Source organism: Geodermatophilus sp. SYSU D00691, assembly GCF_054050275.1.
The window spans coordinates 39,486-58,790 of the sequence record NZ_JBJGYZ010000025.1 but is presented as its reverse complement, the minus strand read 5'-3'; the positions used below and the strand labels follow the sequence as shown (position 1 = coordinate 58,790).

At 76.6% G+C, this 19,305-nt stretch carries 19 protein-coding genes; 9 read left to right on the top strand and 10 right to left on the bottom strand.

Annotated features, from left to right (window positions below; translation table 11 throughout):
- Nucleotides 1-142 precede the first annotated feature (142 nt).
- A complete protein-coding gene (locus ACI797_RS17965) occupies nt 143-649 on the top strand; it encodes a SigE family RNA polymerase sigma factor (RefSeq protein ID WP_456860110.1) in 507 nt (168 codons plus the stop codon).
- A gap of 3 nt (nt 650-652) precedes the next feature.
- Nucleotides 653-1,471: a hypothetical protein gene (locus ACI797_RS17960; RefSeq protein WP_456860109.1), complete on the top strand. Its 819-nt coding sequence runs from the start codon at nt 653-655 to the stop codon at nt 1,469-1,471.
- A 6-nt stretch (nt 1,472-1,477) separates the two neighbouring features.
- On the opposite strand, the gene ACI797_RS17955 is transcribed toward ACI797_RS17960, so the two are convergent.
- From ACI797_RS17955 to ACI797_RS17920, 8 genes are all read right to left on the bottom strand, one after another.
- The gene (locus tag ACI797_RS17955; protein ID WP_456860108.1) at nt 1,478-1,642 is read right to left on the bottom strand and encodes a hypothetical protein; all 165 of its coding nucleotides are present in this window, start codon (nt 1,640-1,642) and stop codon (nt 1,478-1,480) included.
- A 72-nt stretch (nt 1,643-1,714) separates the two neighbouring features.
- On the bottom strand, nt 1,715-2,008 hold the full coding sequence (locus ACI797_RS17950; RefSeq protein WP_456860107.1) for an MGMT family protein: 294 nt from the start codon (nt 2,006-2,008) through the stop codon (nt 1,715-1,717).
- 5 nt (nt 2,009-2,013) lie between these two features.
- Nucleotides 2,014-2,595 carry a TIGR03086 family metal-binding protein gene (locus ACI797_RS17945; RefSeq protein WP_456860106.1) on the bottom strand — a complete coding sequence of 194 codons (582 nt, stop codon included), beginning with the start codon at nt 2,593-2,595 and terminating at the stop codon, nt 2,014-2,016.
- Nucleotides 2,596-2,732: 137 nt separating this feature from the next.
- Nucleotides 2,733-3,893 (bottom strand): adenylyltransferase/sulfurtransferase MoeZ, encoded by a 1,161-nt coding sequence (gene moeZ, locus ACI797_RS17940; protein ID WP_456860105.1) that lies wholly within the window; start codon nt 3,891-3,893, stop codon nt 2,733-2,735.
- Nucleotides 3,894-3,996: 103 nt separating this feature from the next.
- Nucleotides 3,997-5,622, bottom strand: a complete 1,626-nt coding sequence (locus tag ACI797_RS17935; protein WP_456860104.1) for a hypothetical protein — start codon at nt 5,620-5,622, stop codon at nt 3,997-3,999.
- Nucleotides 5,619-6,533, bottom strand: coding sequence for an ATP-binding cassette domain-containing protein (locus ACI797_RS17930; protein ID WP_456860103.1), 915 nt, complete (start codon nt 6,531-6,533; stop codon nt 5,619-5,621). Before ACI797_RS17930 ends, ACI797_RS17935 begins: the two co-directional genes overlap by 4 nt.
- Nucleotides 6,534-6,633: 100 nt before the next feature.
- Nucleotides 6,634-7,455 carry a DUF3152 domain-containing protein gene (locus ACI797_RS17925; protein WP_456860102.1) on the bottom strand — a complete coding sequence of 274 codons (822 nt, stop codon included), beginning with the start codon at nt 7,453-7,455 and terminating at the stop codon, nt 6,634-6,636.
- A gap of 300 nt (nt 7,456-7,755) precedes the next feature.
- On the bottom strand, nt 7,756-8,739 hold the full coding sequence (locus tag ACI797_RS17920) for an alpha/beta fold hydrolase (protein ID WP_456860101.1): 984 nt from the start codon (nt 8,737-8,739) through the stop codon (nt 7,756-7,758).
- Between the two features lie 87 nt (nt 8,740-8,826).
- Here ACI797_RS17920 and ACI797_RS17915 point away from each other — a divergent pair, with 87 nt between their 5' ends.
- The 5 genes from ACI797_RS17915 (at nt 8,827) to ACI797_RS17895 (ending at nt 14,763) form a co-directional block, all read left to right on the top strand.
- A complete protein-coding gene (locus ACI797_RS17915) occupies nt 8,827-10,317 on the top strand; it encodes a protein kinase (protein WP_456860100.1) in 1,491 nt (496 codons plus the stop codon).
- On the top strand, nt 10,310-11,986 hold the full coding sequence (locus tag ACI797_RS17910) for a serine/threonine-protein kinase (RefSeq protein WP_456860099.1): 1,677 nt from the start codon (nt 10,310-10,312) through the stop codon (nt 11,984-11,986). The genes ACI797_RS17915 and ACI797_RS17910 overlap by 8 nt, the downstream gene beginning before the upstream one ends.
- Before the next feature lie 17 nt (nt 11,987-12,003).
- Nucleotides 12,004-13,677, top strand: a complete 1,674-nt coding sequence (locus ACI797_RS17905; RefSeq protein WP_456860098.1) for a protein kinase domain-containing protein — start codon at nt 12,004-12,006, stop codon at nt 13,675-13,677.
- Nucleotides 13,678-13,736: 59 nt separating this feature from the next.
- Entirely contained in the window at nt 13,737-14,372 is a 636-nt protein-coding gene (locus tag ACI797_RS17900; RefSeq protein ID WP_456539135.1) for a TetR/AcrR family transcriptional regulator, read from the top strand.
- Nucleotides 14,373-14,526: 154 nt separating this feature from the next.
- Complete coding sequence (locus tag ACI797_RS17895; RefSeq protein WP_456539136.1) at nt 14,527-14,763, top strand: DUF3107 domain-containing protein; 237 nt, start codon at nt 14,527-14,529, stop codon at nt 14,761-14,763.
- A gap of 61 nt (nt 14,764-14,824) precedes the next feature.
- Here the strand turns inward: ACI797_RS17895 and ACI797_RS17890 are convergent, their stop codons facing one another.
- Both ACI797_RS17890 and ACI797_RS17885 read right to left on the bottom strand, forming a co-directional pair.
- Nucleotides 14,825-15,487: an SDR family oxidoreductase gene (locus ACI797_RS17890; RefSeq protein ID WP_456860097.1), complete on the bottom strand. Its 663-nt coding sequence runs from the start codon at nt 15,485-15,487 to the stop codon at nt 14,825-14,827.
- A 10-nt stretch (nt 15,488-15,497) separates the two neighbouring features.
- The gene (locus ACI797_RS17885) at nt 15,498-16,148 is read right to left on the bottom strand and encodes a ferritin-like fold-containing protein (protein WP_456860096.1); all 651 of its coding nucleotides are present in this window, start codon (nt 16,146-16,148) and stop codon (nt 15,498-15,500) included.
- Between the two features lie 192 nt (nt 16,149-16,340).
- Between ACI797_RS17885 and ACI797_RS17880 the strand changes: the two genes are divergently transcribed.
- Together ACI797_RS17880 and ACI797_RS17875 are read left to right on the top strand one after the other, a co-directional pair.
- On the top strand, nt 16,341-18,080 hold the full coding sequence (locus tag ACI797_RS17880; RefSeq protein WP_456860095.1) for a DEAD/DEAH box helicase: 1,740 nt from the start codon (nt 16,341-16,343) through the stop codon (nt 18,078-18,080).
- 98 nt (nt 18,081-18,178) lie between these two features.
- A complete protein-coding gene (locus ACI797_RS17875; protein WP_456860094.1) occupies nt 18,179-19,303 on the top strand; it encodes an outer membrane protein assembly factor BamB family protein in 1,125 nt (374 codons plus the stop codon).
- Nucleotides 19,304-19,305 lie beyond the last annotated feature (2 nt).

Genomic DNA, 19,305 nt, shown 5'->3' with positions numbered 1-19,305 from the left:
CGCCCCGACACGACCGCGCAGCCTGTGACCGGTGTGGCGCACGAGGCGGGCCCGGCGAAGGTCACGTTTCGGTCTCGGTGTCACCCGTCGGACCCCGCGGCGGGCGTGTTCGCCAGTGTCGGCACCGACGGGAGGGGGCGGCGTGCGGGACGACGACGCGACCTTCGAGGCGTTCGTCGCCGAGCGCTCGCCGGCGCTGTTGCGCACCGCGGTCCTGCTCACCCACGACCGCGGGCACGCCGAGGACCTGCTGCAGGCGGCGCTGGTCAAGACCTACCGGCACTGGCGGCGGGTGAGCGAGCGCGGCGACCCCTACGCCTACGTCCGGCGGGTGCTGGTCACCACGGCCGCCGGTTGGCGGCGGCGCCGCGTCGTCCAGGAGATCGTCGACCTGCCGCCCGGGGACCGGGCCGACGACCGGCCGTCGTCCGACCTGGCCGACCGCGACGAGCTGACCCGGGCGCTGGCGACGCTGCCGCCGCGGATGCGGGCGGTGCTGGTGCTGCGCTTCTGGGAGGACCTGTCCGAGGCCGGCACCGCGGCCGCCCTCGGCTGCTCGGTGAACACGGTGAAGACCCAGACGGCGCGCGGCCTGGCCCGGCTGCGGGCGCTGCTCGGGGACCCGACGTACGCGAACGGAGGCCGCTGAGGCATGGACGTCGAGCAGCTGCTGCGCAGCAACTTCGCCGACCGCGCCGGCCGCGTCGACGGACCCCCGCCCGACCTGCACGCGACCGTCGTCGCCGGCGCGCGCCGCCGGCACCGCCGGGTGGTGGCCGGGGGCGCTGCGCTCGCCGTCGCCGTCGTCGTGGCGGTGTCGGTGCCCCTGCTGCGGCACCCGTCGGAGGGGACGGTGACCCCGGAGGCCGCCGCGCCGACGGCCGCCGGCTCCCCGGGCGCGACGCGCGGGTCGCTGGCCGGCGACCTGGCCCTGCTCGACGAGATCCGCCGGCTGAGCTGGGACACGGGGATGCCGTCCGACCCTGGCGCGCCGGTCGACCCGCCGCTGCCCTCGCGACGGGTGCTGTTCGCCGGTGAGGTGCCGGACGGGCAGGTGTGGGCGCTCGTGCAGGGGACGTTCCGGGATCGCCCGTACGTGGCCTGGTTCGGCGACCCGGAGCCCTCGGACGGCCTGGAGTTCTCGCTGCTGGACGGCCCGGACGTGCTGCGGCCCGACACCGCGGTGGCCCTGCTGGACCGCGCCGGGAACGCCGGACCGCTGGTGGCCATCGCCCGGGACGGCGACGAGCTGCGGGTCGGCGTCGTCCCGCCCGGGACGCCGGACGACGAGCCGGTCACGTCCTGGGAGCTGCCGACCGAGGACGGCGTCGGCATGGCCCGGATCGACCGCCAGGGCGGCGACGGCCTGCTGCGCCTGGAGGTGCACCGCGACGGCGCGCTCGCCCACACGGTCCCGGTGGACGAGTTCGACTCCTCGACGCTCGAGGAGCAGGACCTCGACGGCGACTGAGTGGCCTCAGACGGGGAGGGACTCCTGCAGCGCCGCCTCCCGCATCAGGTCGGCGGCCGTGGTGAGCCAGCCGGCGACGAGGAGCAGCGGGAAGGCCGCCTCCACGTCCAGGGACGCCGTCCCGGCGGACAGCCCCGCCTGGGCCACCGCCCTGCACGCCATGGTGTTCATGTCCCCAGCGTCGGTAGCCCGGCCGCCGATCTGAAGGACTTGGGACGAAGGTTTCCGCAGTGGTAACACGGCTCAGTCGGGCCAGCCCACCGCGCGCAGGTCCACGCGCCCGTCGAGAGCGGGCACGCCCTCGGCGGCCAGCAGCTCCAGCTGGCGGGCGCGCACCGGCTCGGCGGCGGTGCCGTCGGCGCGCAGCACCCGCCACCACGGCACCGCCCCGCCGCCGGCCGACAGAGCCCGCGCCACCCGGCGCGGACCGACGCCGACCAGCCGGCCGACCGCCCCGTAGGTGCTCACCCGGCCGGGCGGGATCCGCTCGACGACGTCGAACACCGCCTCGTCGACGTCCAGCCCGGCCGCGTCCACCGCCGCTACAGCGGCCGGCGGCCGAACCGGGCGAGCAGGCGCTGCTGCGGCGACGCCGTGGCGGAGACGTCCAGCGGCGGGTCGAACAGGCCGGGGACGCCGTCCTCGGGGATGGCCTCCCCGATCAGCAGCGCCGCGGTGACCAGCTGGCCGTCGAGGTCGGTGTCGCCGTCGGTCGCCCGCGCCAGGTCCCAGGCGTGCACGGTGAGGTCGGCGATCAGCTCGAGGATGTACTGCGTGGCCGGCGTGGGGCCGCGCTCGAGGTGGACGGTGCGCACGAGGGCGTCGTCCTCGGCGAACGCCGACAGGGCGTTGTCGGCCGCCGACTCCCAGCCGGTCATCGGGTCGGCGCCGAGCAGGTCGCTGGTCGCGTCGGGGAAACGGCCCTCGGCGTACGGCTCGCCGGCCACCAGGGGCGGCACCCAGAGCATCTCGGTGACCAGATGCGCCACGAGGTCGGCGACGGTCCACTCGGGCAGCGCCTCGTCCTCCCACTGGTCGGGATCGACGGCGTCCACCCGGTCGGTGAAGGACGCCTGGGCGCGCTGGAAGAGTTCGAGCAGCTCGGTGGGTGCGATCTCGGCCATGGGCGCCAGTACACAACGCGAGGGCCCGGCCCGCCTCCGCTGGGGGGAGGCGGGCCGGGCCCGGCGACGTGCTGGAACGGCCTCGTCCCCGGGCCCCGCGGCGCGCGAAGCGTGTCGGGGGGAGGGACGAGGTCCTTTCAGTACGTAGGAAGGGTCTTGTCGATGCGCGTCGCCCAGGCGGTCACGCCGCCCTGCACGTGCACGGCGTCCTTGAAGCCGGCGTTCTTCACCGCGGCGAGCACCTCGGCGGAGCGGACACCGGTCTTGCAGTGCAGCACGATCGGCTTGTCGTTCGGCAGCTGCGCGAGCGCCCGGCCGGAGAGGATCTCGTCCTTGGGGATGAGCGTCGCGCCCGGGATGGACACGATCTCGTACTCGTTCTTCTCGCGGACGTCGATCAGCTCGAAGTCCTTGCCGGCGTCCATCATGTCCTTGAGCTCGTCGACGGTGATCGTCGAGCCGGCGGCCGCCTCCTGGGCCTCCACCGACACGACGCCGCAGAACGCCTCGTAGTCGATGAGGCCGGTGATCGGCTCCGCCTCGGGGTCCTTGCGCAACTTGATCGTGCGGAAGGTCATCTCCAGGGCGTCGTAGACCATGAGCCGGCCGAGCAGGGTCTCGCCGATGCCGGTGATGAGCTTGACCGCCTCGGTGGCCTGGATCGCGCCGATCGTCGCGCAGAGCACGCCGAGCACGCCGCCCTCGGCGCAGCTGGGGACCATCCCGGGCGGCGGGGGCACCGGGTAGAGGTCGCGGTAGTTCGGCCCGTGGTCGTTCCAGAAGACCGAGACCTGACCGTCGAAGCGGTAGATCGAGCCCCAGACGTAGGGCTTGCCGAGCAGCACGCAGGCGTCGTTGACCAGGTAGCGCGTGGCGAAGTTGTCGGTGCCGTCGACGATGAGGTCGTACTGGCTGAAGATCTCCAGCACGTTGTCGCTGTCCAGCCGCGTCTCGTGCAGCCGGACGTCGACGAGCGGGTTGATCTCCTTGATGGAGTCCCGCGCGCTCTCCGCCTTGGACCGGCCGACGTCGGACTGGCCGTGGATGATCTGGCGCTGCAGGTTCGACTCGTCGACGACGTCGAACTCGACGATGCCGAGCGTGCCCACGCCCGCGGCGGCCAGGTACATGAGCACCGGGGAACCCAGCCCGCCCGCACCGACGGCCAGCACCTTGGCGTTCTTCAGGCGCTTCTGCCCGTCCATCCCGACGTCCGGGATGATCAGGTGGCGGCTGTACCGGCGGACCTCGTCGATCGACAGATCGGCGGCGGGTTCCACCAGGGGTGGCAGGGACACGATCGCTCCTCGGGTTCGCGGACAGCGGCTCGCGGCCGCGTGTTCGTGCGCATAACAGCGTGGCAGGCGCGCCTGTTCCCCCCGCACGGACGTGGTGGAGCTCTCAGCCGCGCAGGTCCCGGCGGGCGTACCCGGCCAGGCCGGCGGCGGCGAGCAGCACCGCGACGGCGCACGTGCCGACGGCGCCGGCGAGGTCCGCCGGGACCGCCGGGACCGGGGCCACGTGGGCGAAGGGCGACCACCAGCGCACGGCGTCCGGCCAGTCGAAGGTGTCGGCCAGGACCAGCAGCAGGTAGCCGCCGGCGGCGGGCAGCGTGCCGAGCGGCAGCACCGCCGCCGGCGCCCAGCCGAGCGCGGTCAGCGCGGCGCCCAGGCAGAGCAGGGCGATCGGGACGATGTTGAGGGCGCCGGCCAGCGCGCTGCCCGGCCCCAGCCCGGCGCCGACCGCCGTCGCGCCGAGGAAGGCGGCCAGGCCGGCGACCGAGGCGAGCAGGACGACGCCCACCGCGACCGCCACCGCCTCGGTGACCGCCCACCGCGTGCGCGGGACGGGCCGGCCGAACAGCAGCGCGAACCGCCCCGCGGTCTCGTCGTGGGCGGTCGCCGCCACCCGGGCCGCGGCGAAGGCGCCCACCGGCACGGCGAGCAGGGTGAACAGCGCCGAGACGTAGCCCTCCACCGAACCGAGCTGGGGGAACCCGGCCTGCGCGGCGAGCCGGGCGAACACCGGGTTGTCCCGCAGGAAGTCGACCATCGCCGTCGTCAGGACGCCGATGAGCACGAAGTAGGCCCCGACGCCCGCACCCCAGCCCAGCAGTGCCCGGCGGGTGCGGTGCACGGCGAGGCCCGGCAGCGAGCGCAGCAGCCGGCTGGGCGCGACCCGCCGGTCCCGGCCGCGCGATCGGCCGCTGCCGACGTCGCGCCCGTGGGCCAGCACGCCGGCGGCCAGCACGGACAGCGCCACCAGGACCGCGAGCGCGGCGAGCCCCAGCGGGTCGTCCTCGGCGAAGGGGGCGACCTCCTCCAGCAGCCCGAAGGGCGTGAGCCACCGCAGCCACAGCAGCGCCGGGACGCCGTCGGCGACCATCCGCGCGAGCAGGCCGCCGAGCAGGACCGCCACGGCCAGGCCGGAGGCCGAGCGGCGGTCGGCGAACACCTGGGCGGCGAGGACGCCGAGGGCGGCGCCCGTCGCGCCGGTGCCCGCGACGACGGCGCCGAAGAGCACCGCGCCGAGGGTGCCGGCACCGGTGACCAGCAGCCCGAGGGCGGCGGTGGCCCCCGGCACCGCGGCGGCGACGACGAGGACGGCGAGCTGACGGCTCACGAGCGTGCGCAGCGTGAGGCGGCCGGCGAGCAGCAGGTCCGCCCGTCCCGCCTCCTCCTCGCCGCGGGTGACCCGGGTCGCGGTGAGCGCGGCCCAGATCCCGACGAGGACGCAGAGCACGGTGCCGGTGCGCCAGACGGTGAACCCGCCGGGGTCGTCGAGCGCGACGGGCGCCCCGAACAGGGTGCGGATCGCCGGGTTCCCGGCGAGGGCGGCCACCGAGTCGCCGGTCAGGGCGCCGGCGACCCCGCGGTACTGCACCACCACGATCGCGGGCAGGGCACCTGTGAGGACGGCGACGACCGCCGTCCCCCGGCGGACCTGCCGGACGACCGCACGGGAGACCGGGCCGCCGGCCGGCCGCAGCGGCCGGCCGGTCGCCGGGCGGACGGTCGTCGCCGTCACGCCGGCACCTCGCCGTAGTAGTCGAGGAAGATCTCCTCGAGCGAGGGCTCGCGGACGTCGATGCGCTGCACGTCGGCCTCCCCCAGCGCGCGCAGCACCGGACCGGGCGGCCCGGTCAGCGACAGCGCCAGCCGGCGGTCGGAGAGGCGGCGGAGGTCGGTGACCCCGGGCAGCTCGGCCAGGTGCGCGAGCTCCGCCAGCGGAGAGGCGAGGTCGACGACCACCTCCGACCGGCGCAGCCGGCGCAGGTCCTCCAGGCCGGCCACCTCGGCGAGCCGGCCGCTGCGCACGATCCCCACGCGGGTGCAGACTGCCTCCACCTCGGCCAGGTGGTGCGAGCTGAGGAACACCGTCCGGCCCTGCTCGGCGGCCTCGGCGATGCAGCGCCGGAACTCGCGCTCCACCAGCGGGTCGAGCCCGCTGGTCGGCTCGTCGAGGACGAGCAGCGAGGCCCGGGTGGCGAAGGCGGCGACGAGCGCGACCTTCTGCCGGTTGCCGGTGGAGTAGGTGCGGGCCCGGCGACCCGGGTCGAGGTCGAAGCGCTGCACCAGCTCGTCCCGGTGGGCCAGGTCGGTACCCGGGCCGACGCCGGCGAGCAGGTCCAGGCACTCCTGGCCGGTCATCGCCGGCCACAGCGCGACGTCCGCCGGCACGTAGGCGAGGTGCCGGTGCGCGCGCTCCACGTCGGCCCCCGGCACGTCGAAGATCCGGGCGGTGCCGCGGGTGGGCCGCAGCAGGCCGAGCAGCAGGCGGATCGTCGTCGACTTCCCGGCCCCGTTGGGTCCGAGGAAGCCGAACACCTCACCCGCCGGGACGGTCAGGGACAGGTCCTCCAGCGCCACCGTGGCGCCGAAGTGCTTCGTCAGCCCCTCGGCGCGCAGCGCGGGGACGGCAGGCGGGACGGTGGCCATGGCGGGGGCCCTTCGATCGCAGTCCGGTTCCGACTGCCGACCAGGCTTCCCGGCGCACCTGGGGAGACCGTAGCGCCCGACGCCCCGTCCCGGGAGAGGCTTAGGGGTACGGCCAGGCGTTGCGGACGCAGCCGTCGAGGCCGAGCGTCTGCTGCTGCATGACCGGCGCGACCGCGCCCGGGGCGGGGCACTCCTCGTGCCCGTGGCCGAGGGCGTGGCCGACCTCGTGGTTGACCACGTACTGCCGGTAGGTCGCGATGTCGCCCTCGTAGTGGGGGACGGCGGTGGCCCAGCGGGCCAGGTTGATGACGGCGCGCTCGCCGTAGCGGCAGGAGGTGTAGCCGCCGGTGCCGACGCCCGGGCAGTAGCGCTCCATGTTGCCGGGGCTGACGAGCGTCACCTTGAACTCGTACTGGCCGGCCGCGGCGTCGGCGGCGCCGACCCGCTGGAACGCCATCCGCCCGCCGCTGCCCCACGACCGGGGGTCGCCGAGCGTGGCCTCGACCGCCTGGGCGAACGGGACGCCGTCGACGCCGATGCCGTCCTCGACCTCGACGACGAAGCGCTGCACCGGGCCGGTGCCGTAGACCTGCGACGACCCGTCGACGACCGTCACGGTGCCGGCGCCCTGCTCCACGTACGGCGCCGCCGCCGGGGCCGGGACGGTCTCGGTCGGACCGGCGTCACCGGCGGCCGGCGGCGTCTCCCCCACCGGCGCCGTCGGCTCCGCGGTCGCGGACGGCGCGGCGGAACCCGACGCGGACCCCGACGCGGACCCCGAGGCGGACGTCACCGCCGCGCCGGACGACGCGGTCGTCGACGTCCCGGTCAGCACGATGTCGACCAGGGTGGCCAGGGTCGCGATCGTGAGCAGCGGGATCGCGTAGGCGCGCCAGCCCCAGCGCGCGACGAAGCGGCGCACCCGCCCCGGCGGCGGCGCCGGCCGCTCGCGGGCCGGCCCACGGCGGGTCCGCGGCGGCGGGGCCGGACGCTCCCGCCGGACCGCGGGGACGGCGGGGCTGGTCGTGGGGCCGGCCGGCCGGGCCGCCGACGGCGGGACCGGTGGGCGACCGCGGGGCGCGGCGCGCGGCACCGGCGGCGGACCGGGTCGGCGTCTGGGGGCCGACGGACGGCCCGGAGGGGCGTCCGCCGGAGTCACCCGGCCAGAATGTCACGCAGCGTGGTGCTCGTGCGACAGGTCGACACGTCGGCACGCCGCCGGTCACGCCCGATCGGCGATCTCCTCCACCAGCCCCAGCACGGCCCGCGCGGTCGGTTCCGGCGCCTCCAGCATCGCCACGTGGCCGACGCCCTCGAGGACCAGCAGCCGGGCGTCGGGCAGCGTCGTCGCCAGCCGGGGCGCGAGCCGCGGGTCGACCAGCCGGTCGCGGTCGCCCCACACGACCAGCGTCGGCGTGCTCAGCCGGGCGGCGATCCGCCAGGCGGCGTTGACGCGCAGGTACGAGGTGATCAGCCCGCGCATGCTCCGCACCAGCGCCCGGTCGGCCCACGGCTGGCCGGCGCGGTCGCGCATCTCCTGGACCGCCTCGTCGATCCGCTCGCGCGGCACCCGCTTCGGGTCGCCGAAGCACATCTCGACCATCCCCCGCACGTGCTGCTCGGGCGCGATGCCGGACATCCGCTTCTCGGCCAGCCCGGCGACGCCGGGCACCAGCAGGAGCAGCAGCTGCTTGCTGAAAGCCGGCGGGACCCGGTACACGGGCATGGCCGGGGAGACCAGCGTCAGCGAGGCGACCAGGCCGGGACGGCGGCCGGCGACCAGCAGCGCCACCAGCCCACCCAGGGAGTTGCCGAGCAGGTGCACCGGCCGCCCCTGCCCCTCCCCCGGCCGGGCGACGATGTGCTCGAGCAGCTCGACGACGGCGCGCACGTGGCCCCGCACGGTGTAGCGGTGCCGCCGCGGCGGCTGCGAGCGCCCGAAGCCCGGCAGGTCGAGGGCCCAGCCGTCGAACCGGACCCGCAGCAGCGCGGCCAGGTCGGTCCAGTTGGTCGAGGCGCCGCCGAGGCCGTGCACGTACAGCGCCCGCTCGCGCGGCGCCCCCTCGGCCGGCCCCTCGACGGGCCCGCTCCACGGGGTGCGGCGGACGAACAGCCCACCGATCTCCTCCCCCGGCCACGGCGGCGGGACGGCGTCGATGGACGGCAGCGGCACCTTGGAGGGGGACACGGGCAGGGGCGGGGGCACCCGATCGACGGTAGAGCGACCGAACTGCCTTCCGCCCGTCCGGCCCGGCCCCTAGCCTTCGCGCAATTTCGACGCGAGGCAGGGCGCATGGCGTTCCAGCACGGGGGGCGGGCCGGGGGCGGTCCGGAGGCCGACCTCGGGATCCCCGGGCTCGGCCCGGGGGTCGCCGACGGCGCCACCACGGCGGGGACGGTGTTCCGCGCCACCACGGCGGAGGGGCGGCCGGTGCGCGTCACGGTCGGTGCGGCCGGCCTCGACGACGTCGCCGTGCTGCGGTTCCGGTCCGACGCGCGGACCCTGGAGCAGCTCGGCCACCCCGCCCTCGCCCGCCTGGTGAGCTCGGGGCTGACCGCGGACCGCCGTCCCTACCTGGTCGCGGCGAGCACCGGGAGCGCCACCGTCGCGGAGACGGTGACCGCGGCCGGCCCCGCCCCGTGGGCCCAGGCGCTCGTCCTGGGCGTCCACCTGGCGGACGCGCTCGCCGCGCTGCACGACGCCGGCCTGGTCCACGGGGCGTTCGGCCCGCACTGCGTCGAGCTGCCGTCCGCGGAGCGGCCGCTCGTGTTCGGCGTGGCGCTGCCGCGGGCGGCGGACGGGACCGCGGCACCCGCCCCGACGGCGCTGGAGGAGCCGCACGTGCCCCCGGAGCGCCTCGACGGCGCCGCTCCCGCGCCGGCGGCCGACGTCTGGGCGCTCGGCTCGACGCTGTTCCTGCTGCTCACCGGCCGGGCGCCGTTCGAGGGGCCGGGCGGCCGCGGCGGGCTCGTCCGCCGCCTGCTCACCGAGCCCGTCCCGGATCTGCGCCGGGCCGGGGTCCCCGACGAGATCGCGGTCGTGGTCGGCGCCGCCACGGCGCGGCCGCCGGGTGACCGGCCGACCGCCGCCGACCTCGCCCGCCGCCTGCAGGAGGTGCAGCGCCGGCTGGGGGTGCCGGTCACGCCCCTCGGCACCGGCGGGCCACCCGGCGGCGGCGACGAACCGCAGCCCGCCCGGCCCCGCACCGGCCGGCGCCGGGTGGTGCTCGCCGCCGTCGCCGCGGTCGTGGTCGCCCTCGCCGCCGCGGCGCTGGTGGTCCTGCTCCCCGGCGGCGGGAGCAGCGACGCGACGACCGGTTCGAGCACCTCGACCAGCAGCGAGCCGCTCCCCTCGGCGGCCGACTACGCGGCGGCCGACCTGCAGGGCACGTGGCAGGACACCGACACCCCGCTGCTCAGCTGCCGCAACGTGGCCGACGGCTGCGCCTCCTCCGGGCAGCGCGTCCTGGAGTTCAGCGTGCTCTGCGACGACGCCGACTGCTACCTGGCCGTCTACCCCGACGCCGACTGGAGCCCGGCCCCGCTCGTCCGGGAGGGCCGCCGGAGCTCGGCGACCGGCACCGTCCCGGCGCAGTCGGCGCACACCTGCGCGGGAGCGCCGGTCGCGACCACCTGGCAGGTGGAGGTCTCGGTCGTCGGCGTCGAGCCGCAGGACGAGGGCTGGGTGGCCACCTCGCTCCGGGGCTCCTACTCCGAGACGAGCCCCGCCGGGGCGTGCGCCGGGGTCTCCGTCGAGTACGAGGTGGTGGCCAGCCGTGGCTGAGGCGACGGGGCGGCCGGCGCACCGGGCCGAGCGGTTCGGTCCCTACCGGCTCCAGCAGCTGCTCGGCCGGGGCGGCATGGGCGAGGTCTACCGCGCCTACGACACCGAGCACGACCGGGTCGTCGCCCTCAAGCTGCTCTCGCCGCTGCTGGCCGGCGACGACGGCTACCGGGAGCGGTTCCGCCGCGAGGCGCACATGGCCGCGCGGCTGTCCGAGCCGCACGTCGTGCCGATCCACCGGTTCGGCGAGTTCGAGGGCCGGCTGTACCTGGACATGCGCCTGGTGGAGGGCGACGACCTCGGCGCGGTCCTGGCCCGCGACGGCGCCCTGCCACCCGAACGCGCCGTCGCCGTCGTCGAGCAGGTCGCCGGCGCGCTCGACGCCGCCCACGCCGCCGGCCTCGTGCACCGCGACGTCAAGCCCTCGAACATCCTGCTGACCGGCTCGGGCAGCATCCCGTTCGCCTACCTGGTCGACTTCGGCATCGCCCGCTCGACCACCGACCAGACGGGTCCGGCGCTCACCTCCGTGGGCGCGGCCGTGGGGTCGTTCGACTACATGGCCCCCGAGCGCTTCCGCGAGGAGCCGGCCGACGGCCGGGTGGACGTGTACGCGCTCGCCTGCGTGCTCTTCGAGTGCCTGACCGGGCAGCGCCCGTTCCGCGGCGACGGGCTGGCGCCGCTCATGTACGCCCACCTGCACCTGCCGCCGCCGGCGCCGAGCCGGCAGCGCCCGGACGTGCCACCAGCGATGGACGAGGTCGTCGCCCGCGGCCTGGCCAAGGACCGGGAACAGCGCTACCCCACGGCCGGGGCGCTCGCCGCGGCGGCGCGCACGACGCTCGAGGAACCGCGGCCGGGGGTGCGCACCACCGATCCGGGCGGGGGTGCGGATCGGCCGCGCGCCGGCACGACCGTCGTCCGCCGGCCGGCCGGAGGCGGCGCGAGGCACGAGACCCCCGTCGGACCGCCGCCGGAGATCCCCCCTCGGGTCCGGCCGGCGGTCCCTCCCCCGCCCCGGCCCCCGCGGACGGGCGGACGGCGTCGCCGCACGGCGGTGCTGCTCTCCCTCGCCGCCGCGGTCGTCCTCGGCGCCCTGCTGGCCGGCTTCCTGGTGCTCCGCGACGACGACCCGGGGACGACGCAGGCCACGGAGCCCACGCGGACCACCGACGCGGGGCCGCCGACGGGCCGCGTCGCGCCGATCACCCCGGCGGCGGGCCTGGCGCAGGGGCTCCCCGCGGACTTCGCCCGGTCGGTCGTGCTGTCCCGCAGCTGGTCGCAGGACGCGGCGCCGATCACCGCCTGCGAGAACTTCACCGACGACTGCGCGCAGTCGCAGACGGCGTCGGTCTGGTTCCAGGTCACCTGCGCGAGCGCCTGCTCGGTCGAGCCCTTCCCCGGCAACGGCTACGGCGTGGCCACCCTCGGCGGGGACGGGACCACCTTCACCGCCTCCGGCACGACGCCGCCGCAGTACGCCTTCCTCTGCGACGGCCAGCCGGTGCCGACGACGTGGCAGCTGTCCTTCAGCGTCACCGAGGCCGAGTGGGACCCGGGCACGCGCGACCACGTGCCCACGCACGTGGTGGGGACGTGGCGGGAGACGGCCCCGGAGGGCGCCTGCCTCCCGCTGACCACCGCCTACGCCTTCGACATCACCTCCTGACCGGAACGAGGCTCCCCATGGACGATCCGCGGCACACGGGCCCGATCTCCGGCGGCCCGCCGGCCGTCCCCGGTGTCTCCGGGGCGGTGCCCCTCCGGCGGACCGGCTGGGGCGTCGTCCACCGGGGCACCCTCACGGCCGACGGGCGCCCGGTCGACGCGACCGTCTCCGACGCGCCGTTGTCGGGAGGCACCGCCGACGCGTTCGGCGTCGCGGTCGCCCTGCTGCGGGTGGCCGGACCGCACCCCGCGCTGCCGCCCCTCCTCGCCGGCGGGCTGACCCCCGACCGGCACGGCTACCTCGTGGTGCCCGCCTCGACGGGCGTCGACCTGCGGCAGTGGATCCGGGAGCGGGGCCCGCTGCCCGTGCGGGACGCCGTGACGGTGGCCGTCGCGGTCGCCGGAGCGCTGGGAGCGGCGCACGCGCGCGGGCTGGTGCACGGCGCGGTCGGTCCCGACGCCGTCCGCCTCGACGGCGGTCCTGCGGGCCCGACGGCGGTGCGGCTGGAGGACTTCGCCGTCCTGCCGGCCACGGCCGACACCCCCGAGGCCGGTGCCCGGCTCGACGAGCGGCTGGACTACCAGGCACCCGAGCTCTTCTACGACGACCGGCCGACGACCGCGGCCGACGTCTTCGCCCTCGGCAGCACGCTCTTCCTCGCCCTCACCGGCCGCGGCCCCTTCACCGCCGGCGACGGCATGTCGGCCGCCATGCGGCGGCTGCTCGCCGACCCGGTACCCGACCTGCGGCGCGAGGGGGTTCCCGGACCGGTCGCCGAGGCCGTCGAGCAGCTCACCGCCAAGCGGCCCGAGGCACGGCCGACCGCGGGACGGGCCGAGCAGCTGCTGCGCCAGCTGCTCGCGCCGCCCGCGGCACCGGCCGGCACGACCCGCGAGGTGCGGCTGCCCGCGCTGCCGCCACCGCCGACGACGGCGTCCGCCCCCGTCCCGGCAGCCGCGGCGGCGCCACCCGCCGCGCCCCCGCCGGTGCCACCGCCGGTGCCCACGGGCCCGACGTGGGGCGCCGCTCCGCCGTCCTTCCCGATGCCGGTGCCCCCGATGCCCCCGGTGCCGGCCGCCCCGCCGAGACGCACGGGCCGGGTCGTCGCCGTCGTGGCGTCGGCGGTGCTCGCCGTCGTCCTGGCGGTCGCGCTGGTCGCCTACGTCGCGCTCCAGGACGACGGGCCGGCCACGGGGACGGCGGCCGCCACGACCACGGCCACGAGCACGGCCGCCACTCCCACCGAGCGGACGACGACCCCGCGGGCCACGACCTCCAGGAGCACGTCGACCTCGACGTCGGCCGCCCCGCTCCCCGCCGACCCGGCGCTGCAGGGCCGGTGGGCGGGCACGGGCACGCTGACCGCCTGCGACGGCTTCTCGAACGCCTGCCCGCCGACGCTGCCCCTGGACATGTCGATCACCTGCCAGGCGACGCAGTGCACCCTCGCCGCGGTCGCCGGCTACAACCCGGCGGCGCTGCTGGGCGACCCGGCGGGGTACCGGTCCCGCGGCACGGTGCCGATCGGGTTGTCGCCGACGTGCGACGGCCGGCCGCTGTTCGCCGACTGGACGGTGACGTTCACGAGGCAGGGCGAGACCCTCGTGGGGACGTACACGGAGCTGACCCGGCAGTCCTTCGACTGCGGGCCCACCACGCAGGCCTGGGCCTTCACCCTGGGCCGTGCCTAGACCCGGCCTCGGTCCGGACCGCGCGGTCCCGGTGACCCGCCGGTAACATCTGCCGCGCCATGCAGAACCCCCGACAGGCGCCCGCCCCCGCCCGCCGCACGTCCCGCCTCCCCCGCGGCGCGCGGCGGATGCAGCTGCTCCAGGCCGCGCAGGACGTCTTCGTCGCGCAGGGCTTCCACGCCGCGGCGATGGACGACATCGCCGACCGGGCCGGCGTCAGCAAGCCGGTGCTCTACCAGCACTTCCCCGGCAAGCGGGAGCTGTACCTGGCGCTGCTGGAGACGCACGTCGACGAGCTGACCGAACGCGTGGCCCAGGCCATGGCCGACACCGAGGACAACCGGGCCCGGGTCGACGGCGCCGTCGGCGCCTACTTCGACTTCATCGACGCCGAGGGCGAGGCCTTCCGCCTGGTCTTCGAGTCCGACCTGCGCAACGACGACGACGTCCGCGCGGTGGTCGACCGCGGCACCCGGGCCTGCGTCGAGGCGATCGCCGAGGTGATCGCCGGCGACACCGGGTCCGACCCCGAGCGCGCGCTGCTGCTGGCCTCGGGGCTCACCGGCCTGGCCGAGACCAGCGCCCGCTGGTGGCTGCCCCGCAAGGGCACCGTCTCCCGCGACGAGGCCGTGGCTCTCATGTCCGCGCTGGCGTGGCGCGGCATCTCCGGCTTCCCGCGGGTCGACGGCCAGTGAAGGGTCCTCCTGCCCCCACCGCTCGCACGCTCGCGGCGGGACCCTGCAGGAGGGCCGACCTCGTTCGCTCTCGGCGCACCTCGGGGGTACGTCCCCGCCGCCGTGGCTGGGCTAGCGTGAGGACAGCCGCGCTACTCGAGGAGGCATCCGCCCCGTGGAAGTCAAGATCGGTGTCCAGCACTCCCCCCGGGAGCTGGTCGTCGACAGTCCGAAGACCCCCGACGAGATCGAGGCCGAGGTGTCGGCGGCCATGTCCGGCTCGACCAAGAACGGCCTGCTGACGCTGGTCGACGAGCGCGGGCGCCGCGTCGTCGTCCCGGTCGACCGCATCGCCTACGTCGAGATCGCCCAGGCCGACCAGCGGCGCGTGGGCTTCATCGCCGGCGCCTGAACGACCCGTCCCGTGCCCTTCGGCGCGGAGGCCGCCGGCCTCCCGCCGGAGGGCACGGTCGTCACGTGACGTCGACGACGGCGCGCCACCGCTCGCGCGGACCGGCGGTCTCGGCGACCAGCGCGGCGTAGAGGTCGGCGATCCGCTCCGCCGGGATGTCGCGGTCCGGCCCCACGAACCCCCGCACCGTCGCCGTCGCGACGTGCACCCCCTCCGGGGCCAGCGCCTCGGCCAGCACCAGCGCGAGCGCCCGGACCGCCGCCTTCTGCACGCCGAGGCCCGCGGCCTCCGCGTGCGGCCTGTCGGCCGCGCCGCCACCGGTGACGAGCACCGTGCCCGTCCCCCGCTCGCGCATCCCGGGCAGCACCGCGCGCACCGCCGTCTGCAGCCCGACGACGCCGATCGCGAGGTCGGCGGCCAGGTCCTCCGGCGCCAGCTCGGGCGCCCGGACGCGGCGCCGCCCGACGGCGTTGTAGAGCAGGACGTCCACCGGCCCGGCGTGCCGGACGAACCGGCCGATCGCCTCGGTGAGCGCGGCCGGGTCGCCGGCGTCGGCGGGCGCCCAGCCGGCGGTGACCCCCTCGGCCTGCAGCGACTCCCCCAGCCTGGTCAGCCGCTGACCGTCGCGGGCGACGAGCGCGACGTCGTAGCCGTCCGCCCCGAACCGGCGGGCCGTCGCGGCGCCGATCCCGGGTCCCGCGCCGACGACGACCAGGTGCGGCATGCCGACCTCCTCAGGGGTTGAGACCGAGGTTCTTCATCCGCGCGGTGTGCGCCGCGGTGATCCGCTCGATGAGCCGGCCGACGCCGGCCAGGTCACCGGTGCCGCGGACGATCAGCTCGGCCAGCTGGTCGCGCTCGGCGATGACCGACTGCGACTGCGACATCGCCTCCCCCACCAGGCGCCGTCCCCACAGGGCCAGCCGGCCGGCGACCGCCCGGTCGGCCTTGATCGCGGCGCGCACCTCGCGGACGGCGAAGTCGGCGTGGCCGGTGTCGGCGAGCACCTCGAGCACGAGCTCGCGGTCGGAGTCGGGCAGCAGGGCGGCGATCTCGCGGTAGAAGTCCGAGGCCAGCCCGTCGCCGACGTAGGCCTTGACCAGCCCCTCCAGCCAGGTGCTGGGGCGGGTGCGCTCGTGGAAGGTGTCCAGCGCCCCGACGAACGGCGCCATCGCCTGCGCGGGGTCGGCACCGAGCTCCTCGAGCCGCGCGGTGAGCCGGCCGTGGTGCGCGATCTCGGCGGCCGCCATCCGCGCGAGCGCCGCCCGGCCGTCGAGGGAGGGCGCCAGCCGGGCGTCCTCGGCCAGCCGGTCGAAGGCGATGAGCTCGGCGTACGCCAGCGCCCCGAGGAGGTCGACGACGGCGCGGTTGTCGACCTCGGTCACCGGTTCTCCCTTTCGAGTGTCACGAGCCACATCTGCCTCGCAGCGCGCAGAGGCTAACCGGTCGCTCCGCTAGCATGGGAATCGGCGAGCCACTCGGTTCGCTTGTGCACGTATCTGCGCGCTGACGAAGCCGAGCGACGCCCGACCCCGGGCGAGCCACCAGGGCCTTCCCGAGAGCCCGGTCCGCTGGCGGTGTCGGCGCTGGAACTGATCCCGCGACACCGAATCCGGGACAGGACCGGTCCGGCGGAATCCGCCGCGGGACCACCTGCCCCCAGCAGACCTGAGGCGAGAGCACTGACTTCCACCGACAACACCCCCACGGCCCCCGAGCTCGAGCACGCCGAGACCGGCGCCCCCGCTCCCGAGGCCATCGAGCAGACCGTCGAGCAGCTCGGCGGCGCCCCGGTCGAGGAGACCGCGCCGCTGTTCAGCGACTTCGACGTCCACCCCGACGTCGTCGCCGCGCTGGCCGAGGCCGGGATCACCCGCACCTTCGCCATCCAGGAGCTCACGCTCCCGCTGGCGCTGGGCGGGCACGACCTGATCGGCCAGGCGCGCACCGGCACCGGCAAGACCCTCGGCTTCGGCGTCCCGCTGCTGCAGCGGGTCGTCCCGCCGGCCGAGGGCGGCGACGGCGTGCCGCAGGCGCTGGTCGTCGTCCCCACCCGCGAGCTGTGCGTGCAGGTCGCCCGCGACCTGACCACCGCCGGCAGCAAGCGCGGCATCCGCGTGCAGGCCATCTACGGCGGGCGCGCGTTCGAGCCGCAGGTCTCGGCGCTGCAGGCCGGCGTCGAGGTCGTCGTCGGCACCCCCGGCCGGCTGCTCGACCTGGTCCAGCAGGGCCACCTGATCCTCGGCAAGGTCCGCGTCCTGGTCCTCGACGAGGCCGACGAGATGCTCGACCTGGGCTTCCTGCCCGACATCGAGCGGATCCTCGGCATGGTCCCGGCGCAGCGGCAGACGATGCTGTTCTCGGCCACCATGCCGGGCCCGATCGTCACCCTCTCCCGGTCGTTCATGACCCAGCCGACCCACATCCGGGCGCACGGCAACGACGAGGGCTCGACCGTCCCCCAGACGACCCAGTTCGTCTACCGGGCGCACAACCTCGACAAGCCCGAACTGCTCTCCCGCGTGCTGCAGGCCCGCGGCCGCGGCCTGGCCATGATCTTCTGCCGCACCAAGCGCACGGCGCAGAAGGTCGCCGACGAGCTCGTCGAGCGCGGCTTCGCCGCCGCGGCGGTGCACGGCGACCTCGGCCAGGGCGCCCGCGAGCAGGCGCTGCGCGCCTTCCGCAGCGGCAAGGTCGACGTCCTGGTCGCCACCGACGTCGCCGCCCGCGGCATCGACGTCACCGGCGTCACCCACGTCGTCAACTACCAGTGCCCCGAGGACGAGAAGACCTACGTGCACCGCATCGGCCGCACCGGCCGGGCGGGGGCGGACGGCGTCGCGGTCACCCTCGTCGACTGGGACGACGTCCCGCGCTGGCAGCTGATCAACAAGGCTCTCGACCTGTCGTTCGACGACCCGGCCGAGACGTACTCGACCTCCCCGTGGGTCTACACCGACCTCGACGTCCCCGAGACGGCCACCGGCCGGCTCCCCCGCGCCCAGCGCACCCGCGAGGGCCTGGACGCCGAGGAGCTCGAGGACCTCGGCGAGACCGGCCGGAAGAACCGCGGCGGCGATCGCGGCCCGGCCCGGGAGGACGCCGGCGAGCAGTCCGAGCGGCCGCGCAAGAGCCGTCCCCGCCGGCGCACGCGGGGCGGTGGGTCCGCCGCGGCGGCCGCCGGCGCCGACGAGGCCGCGCCGGCGCCGGTCGCCGCCTCCGCCGCCGCCGGTGAGGAGGGCGCCACGCCCAAGCCGCGGCGCCGTCGTCGCCGGGGCGGTGCCAACCGCGGCGGCGGCTCCGAGTCCGCCGCCTGATGAAGGACCCTGCTGCCCCCCACCGCTCGCACGCTCACGGTGGGCCACTGCAGCAGGGCCGTTCCATTCAGTCACGGCTGCGCCGCCCGCCGTTGCGGGTGTGGGTCTGGACGGCGGCCACCCTCGCGCTGGTCGTCGTCGCCACCCTGCTGTGGCGGGGCTCGGACGCCGCGGCGACCGACCGCTCGACCGCACCGAAGGCCGCCCTGCCCAGCGGGGCCCCGGCGGCTGAGCTGACCGAGGCCTGGTCGGTGCCCGCGGGCACGGCCCCCGACCAGGTGGTCGAGAGCTCCCGGGTGGTCGTCGGCGACGCGCACGGGCTGCGGGCGCTGGACCCGGCCACCGGGGAGACCGCCTGGCACTACACGCGCAGCAACGCACGGCTGTGCGACGCGACGGCCACCGACGGCGTCGTGGTCGCCGTGTTCCGCACCGAGCAGCGCTGCGACGAGGCGGTGGCGCTGCGCGCCGACACCGGCGTCTACGCCTGGACCCGCAACGTCGGCTTCGACCCCGACGTCACGCTGTCCAGCCGCGCCGCGGTGGTGCTGGCGACCGGCCGCGGCAGCGTCGTCGTCATCGACCCCATCGGCGACAACATCCGGTGGCGCTACACCCCCGACGACTGCCTGGTCGCCGGGGCGGTGCCCGGCTCGTCGGGCGTCGCCGTCCTGCTCCGCTGCGAGGGCGTCGCCGGCCTGCGCGTCCGGCTGATCGACAGCGCCGACGGCACCGCCGTGTGGACGGCGGACCTGCCGGCCGGCGACGGGTCCGACCCCGTCCTCGCCGCCGCCGACCGGGGCGTGACGGTCGTGGTCGGGGACGAGCTCCGGCTGCTGGCGGCCGCCGACGGCACCCCGGTGACGACGGTCGGGCTGCCCGCGGCGGGCGCCGACGAGCCCGCGCCGCTGGCCACGGAGGTCGGCGCGACCGTCCTGGTCTGGGCGCGCGGCACGCTGGTCGCCCTCGAGCCCGACGCCGGCCGGCTCGCCTGGCAGCAGCCGGCCCTCGGCCTGCCCACCAGCGAGCCGGTGCTCAAGGTCGGCCTGCCGCGCACCTCCCTGTTCGTGCCGGAGGACGGCGCCTTCGTCGAGCGCGAGCCCACCACCGGCGCGGAGCTGGGCCGCTCGGCGGTCGCCGACCTGCCCGTCGGCGGAACGAGCACCGTGGTCGGCGACGTGGTGGTGTACCGCCTGCCCGACGAGGTGCGCGCCTACCGCTGAGG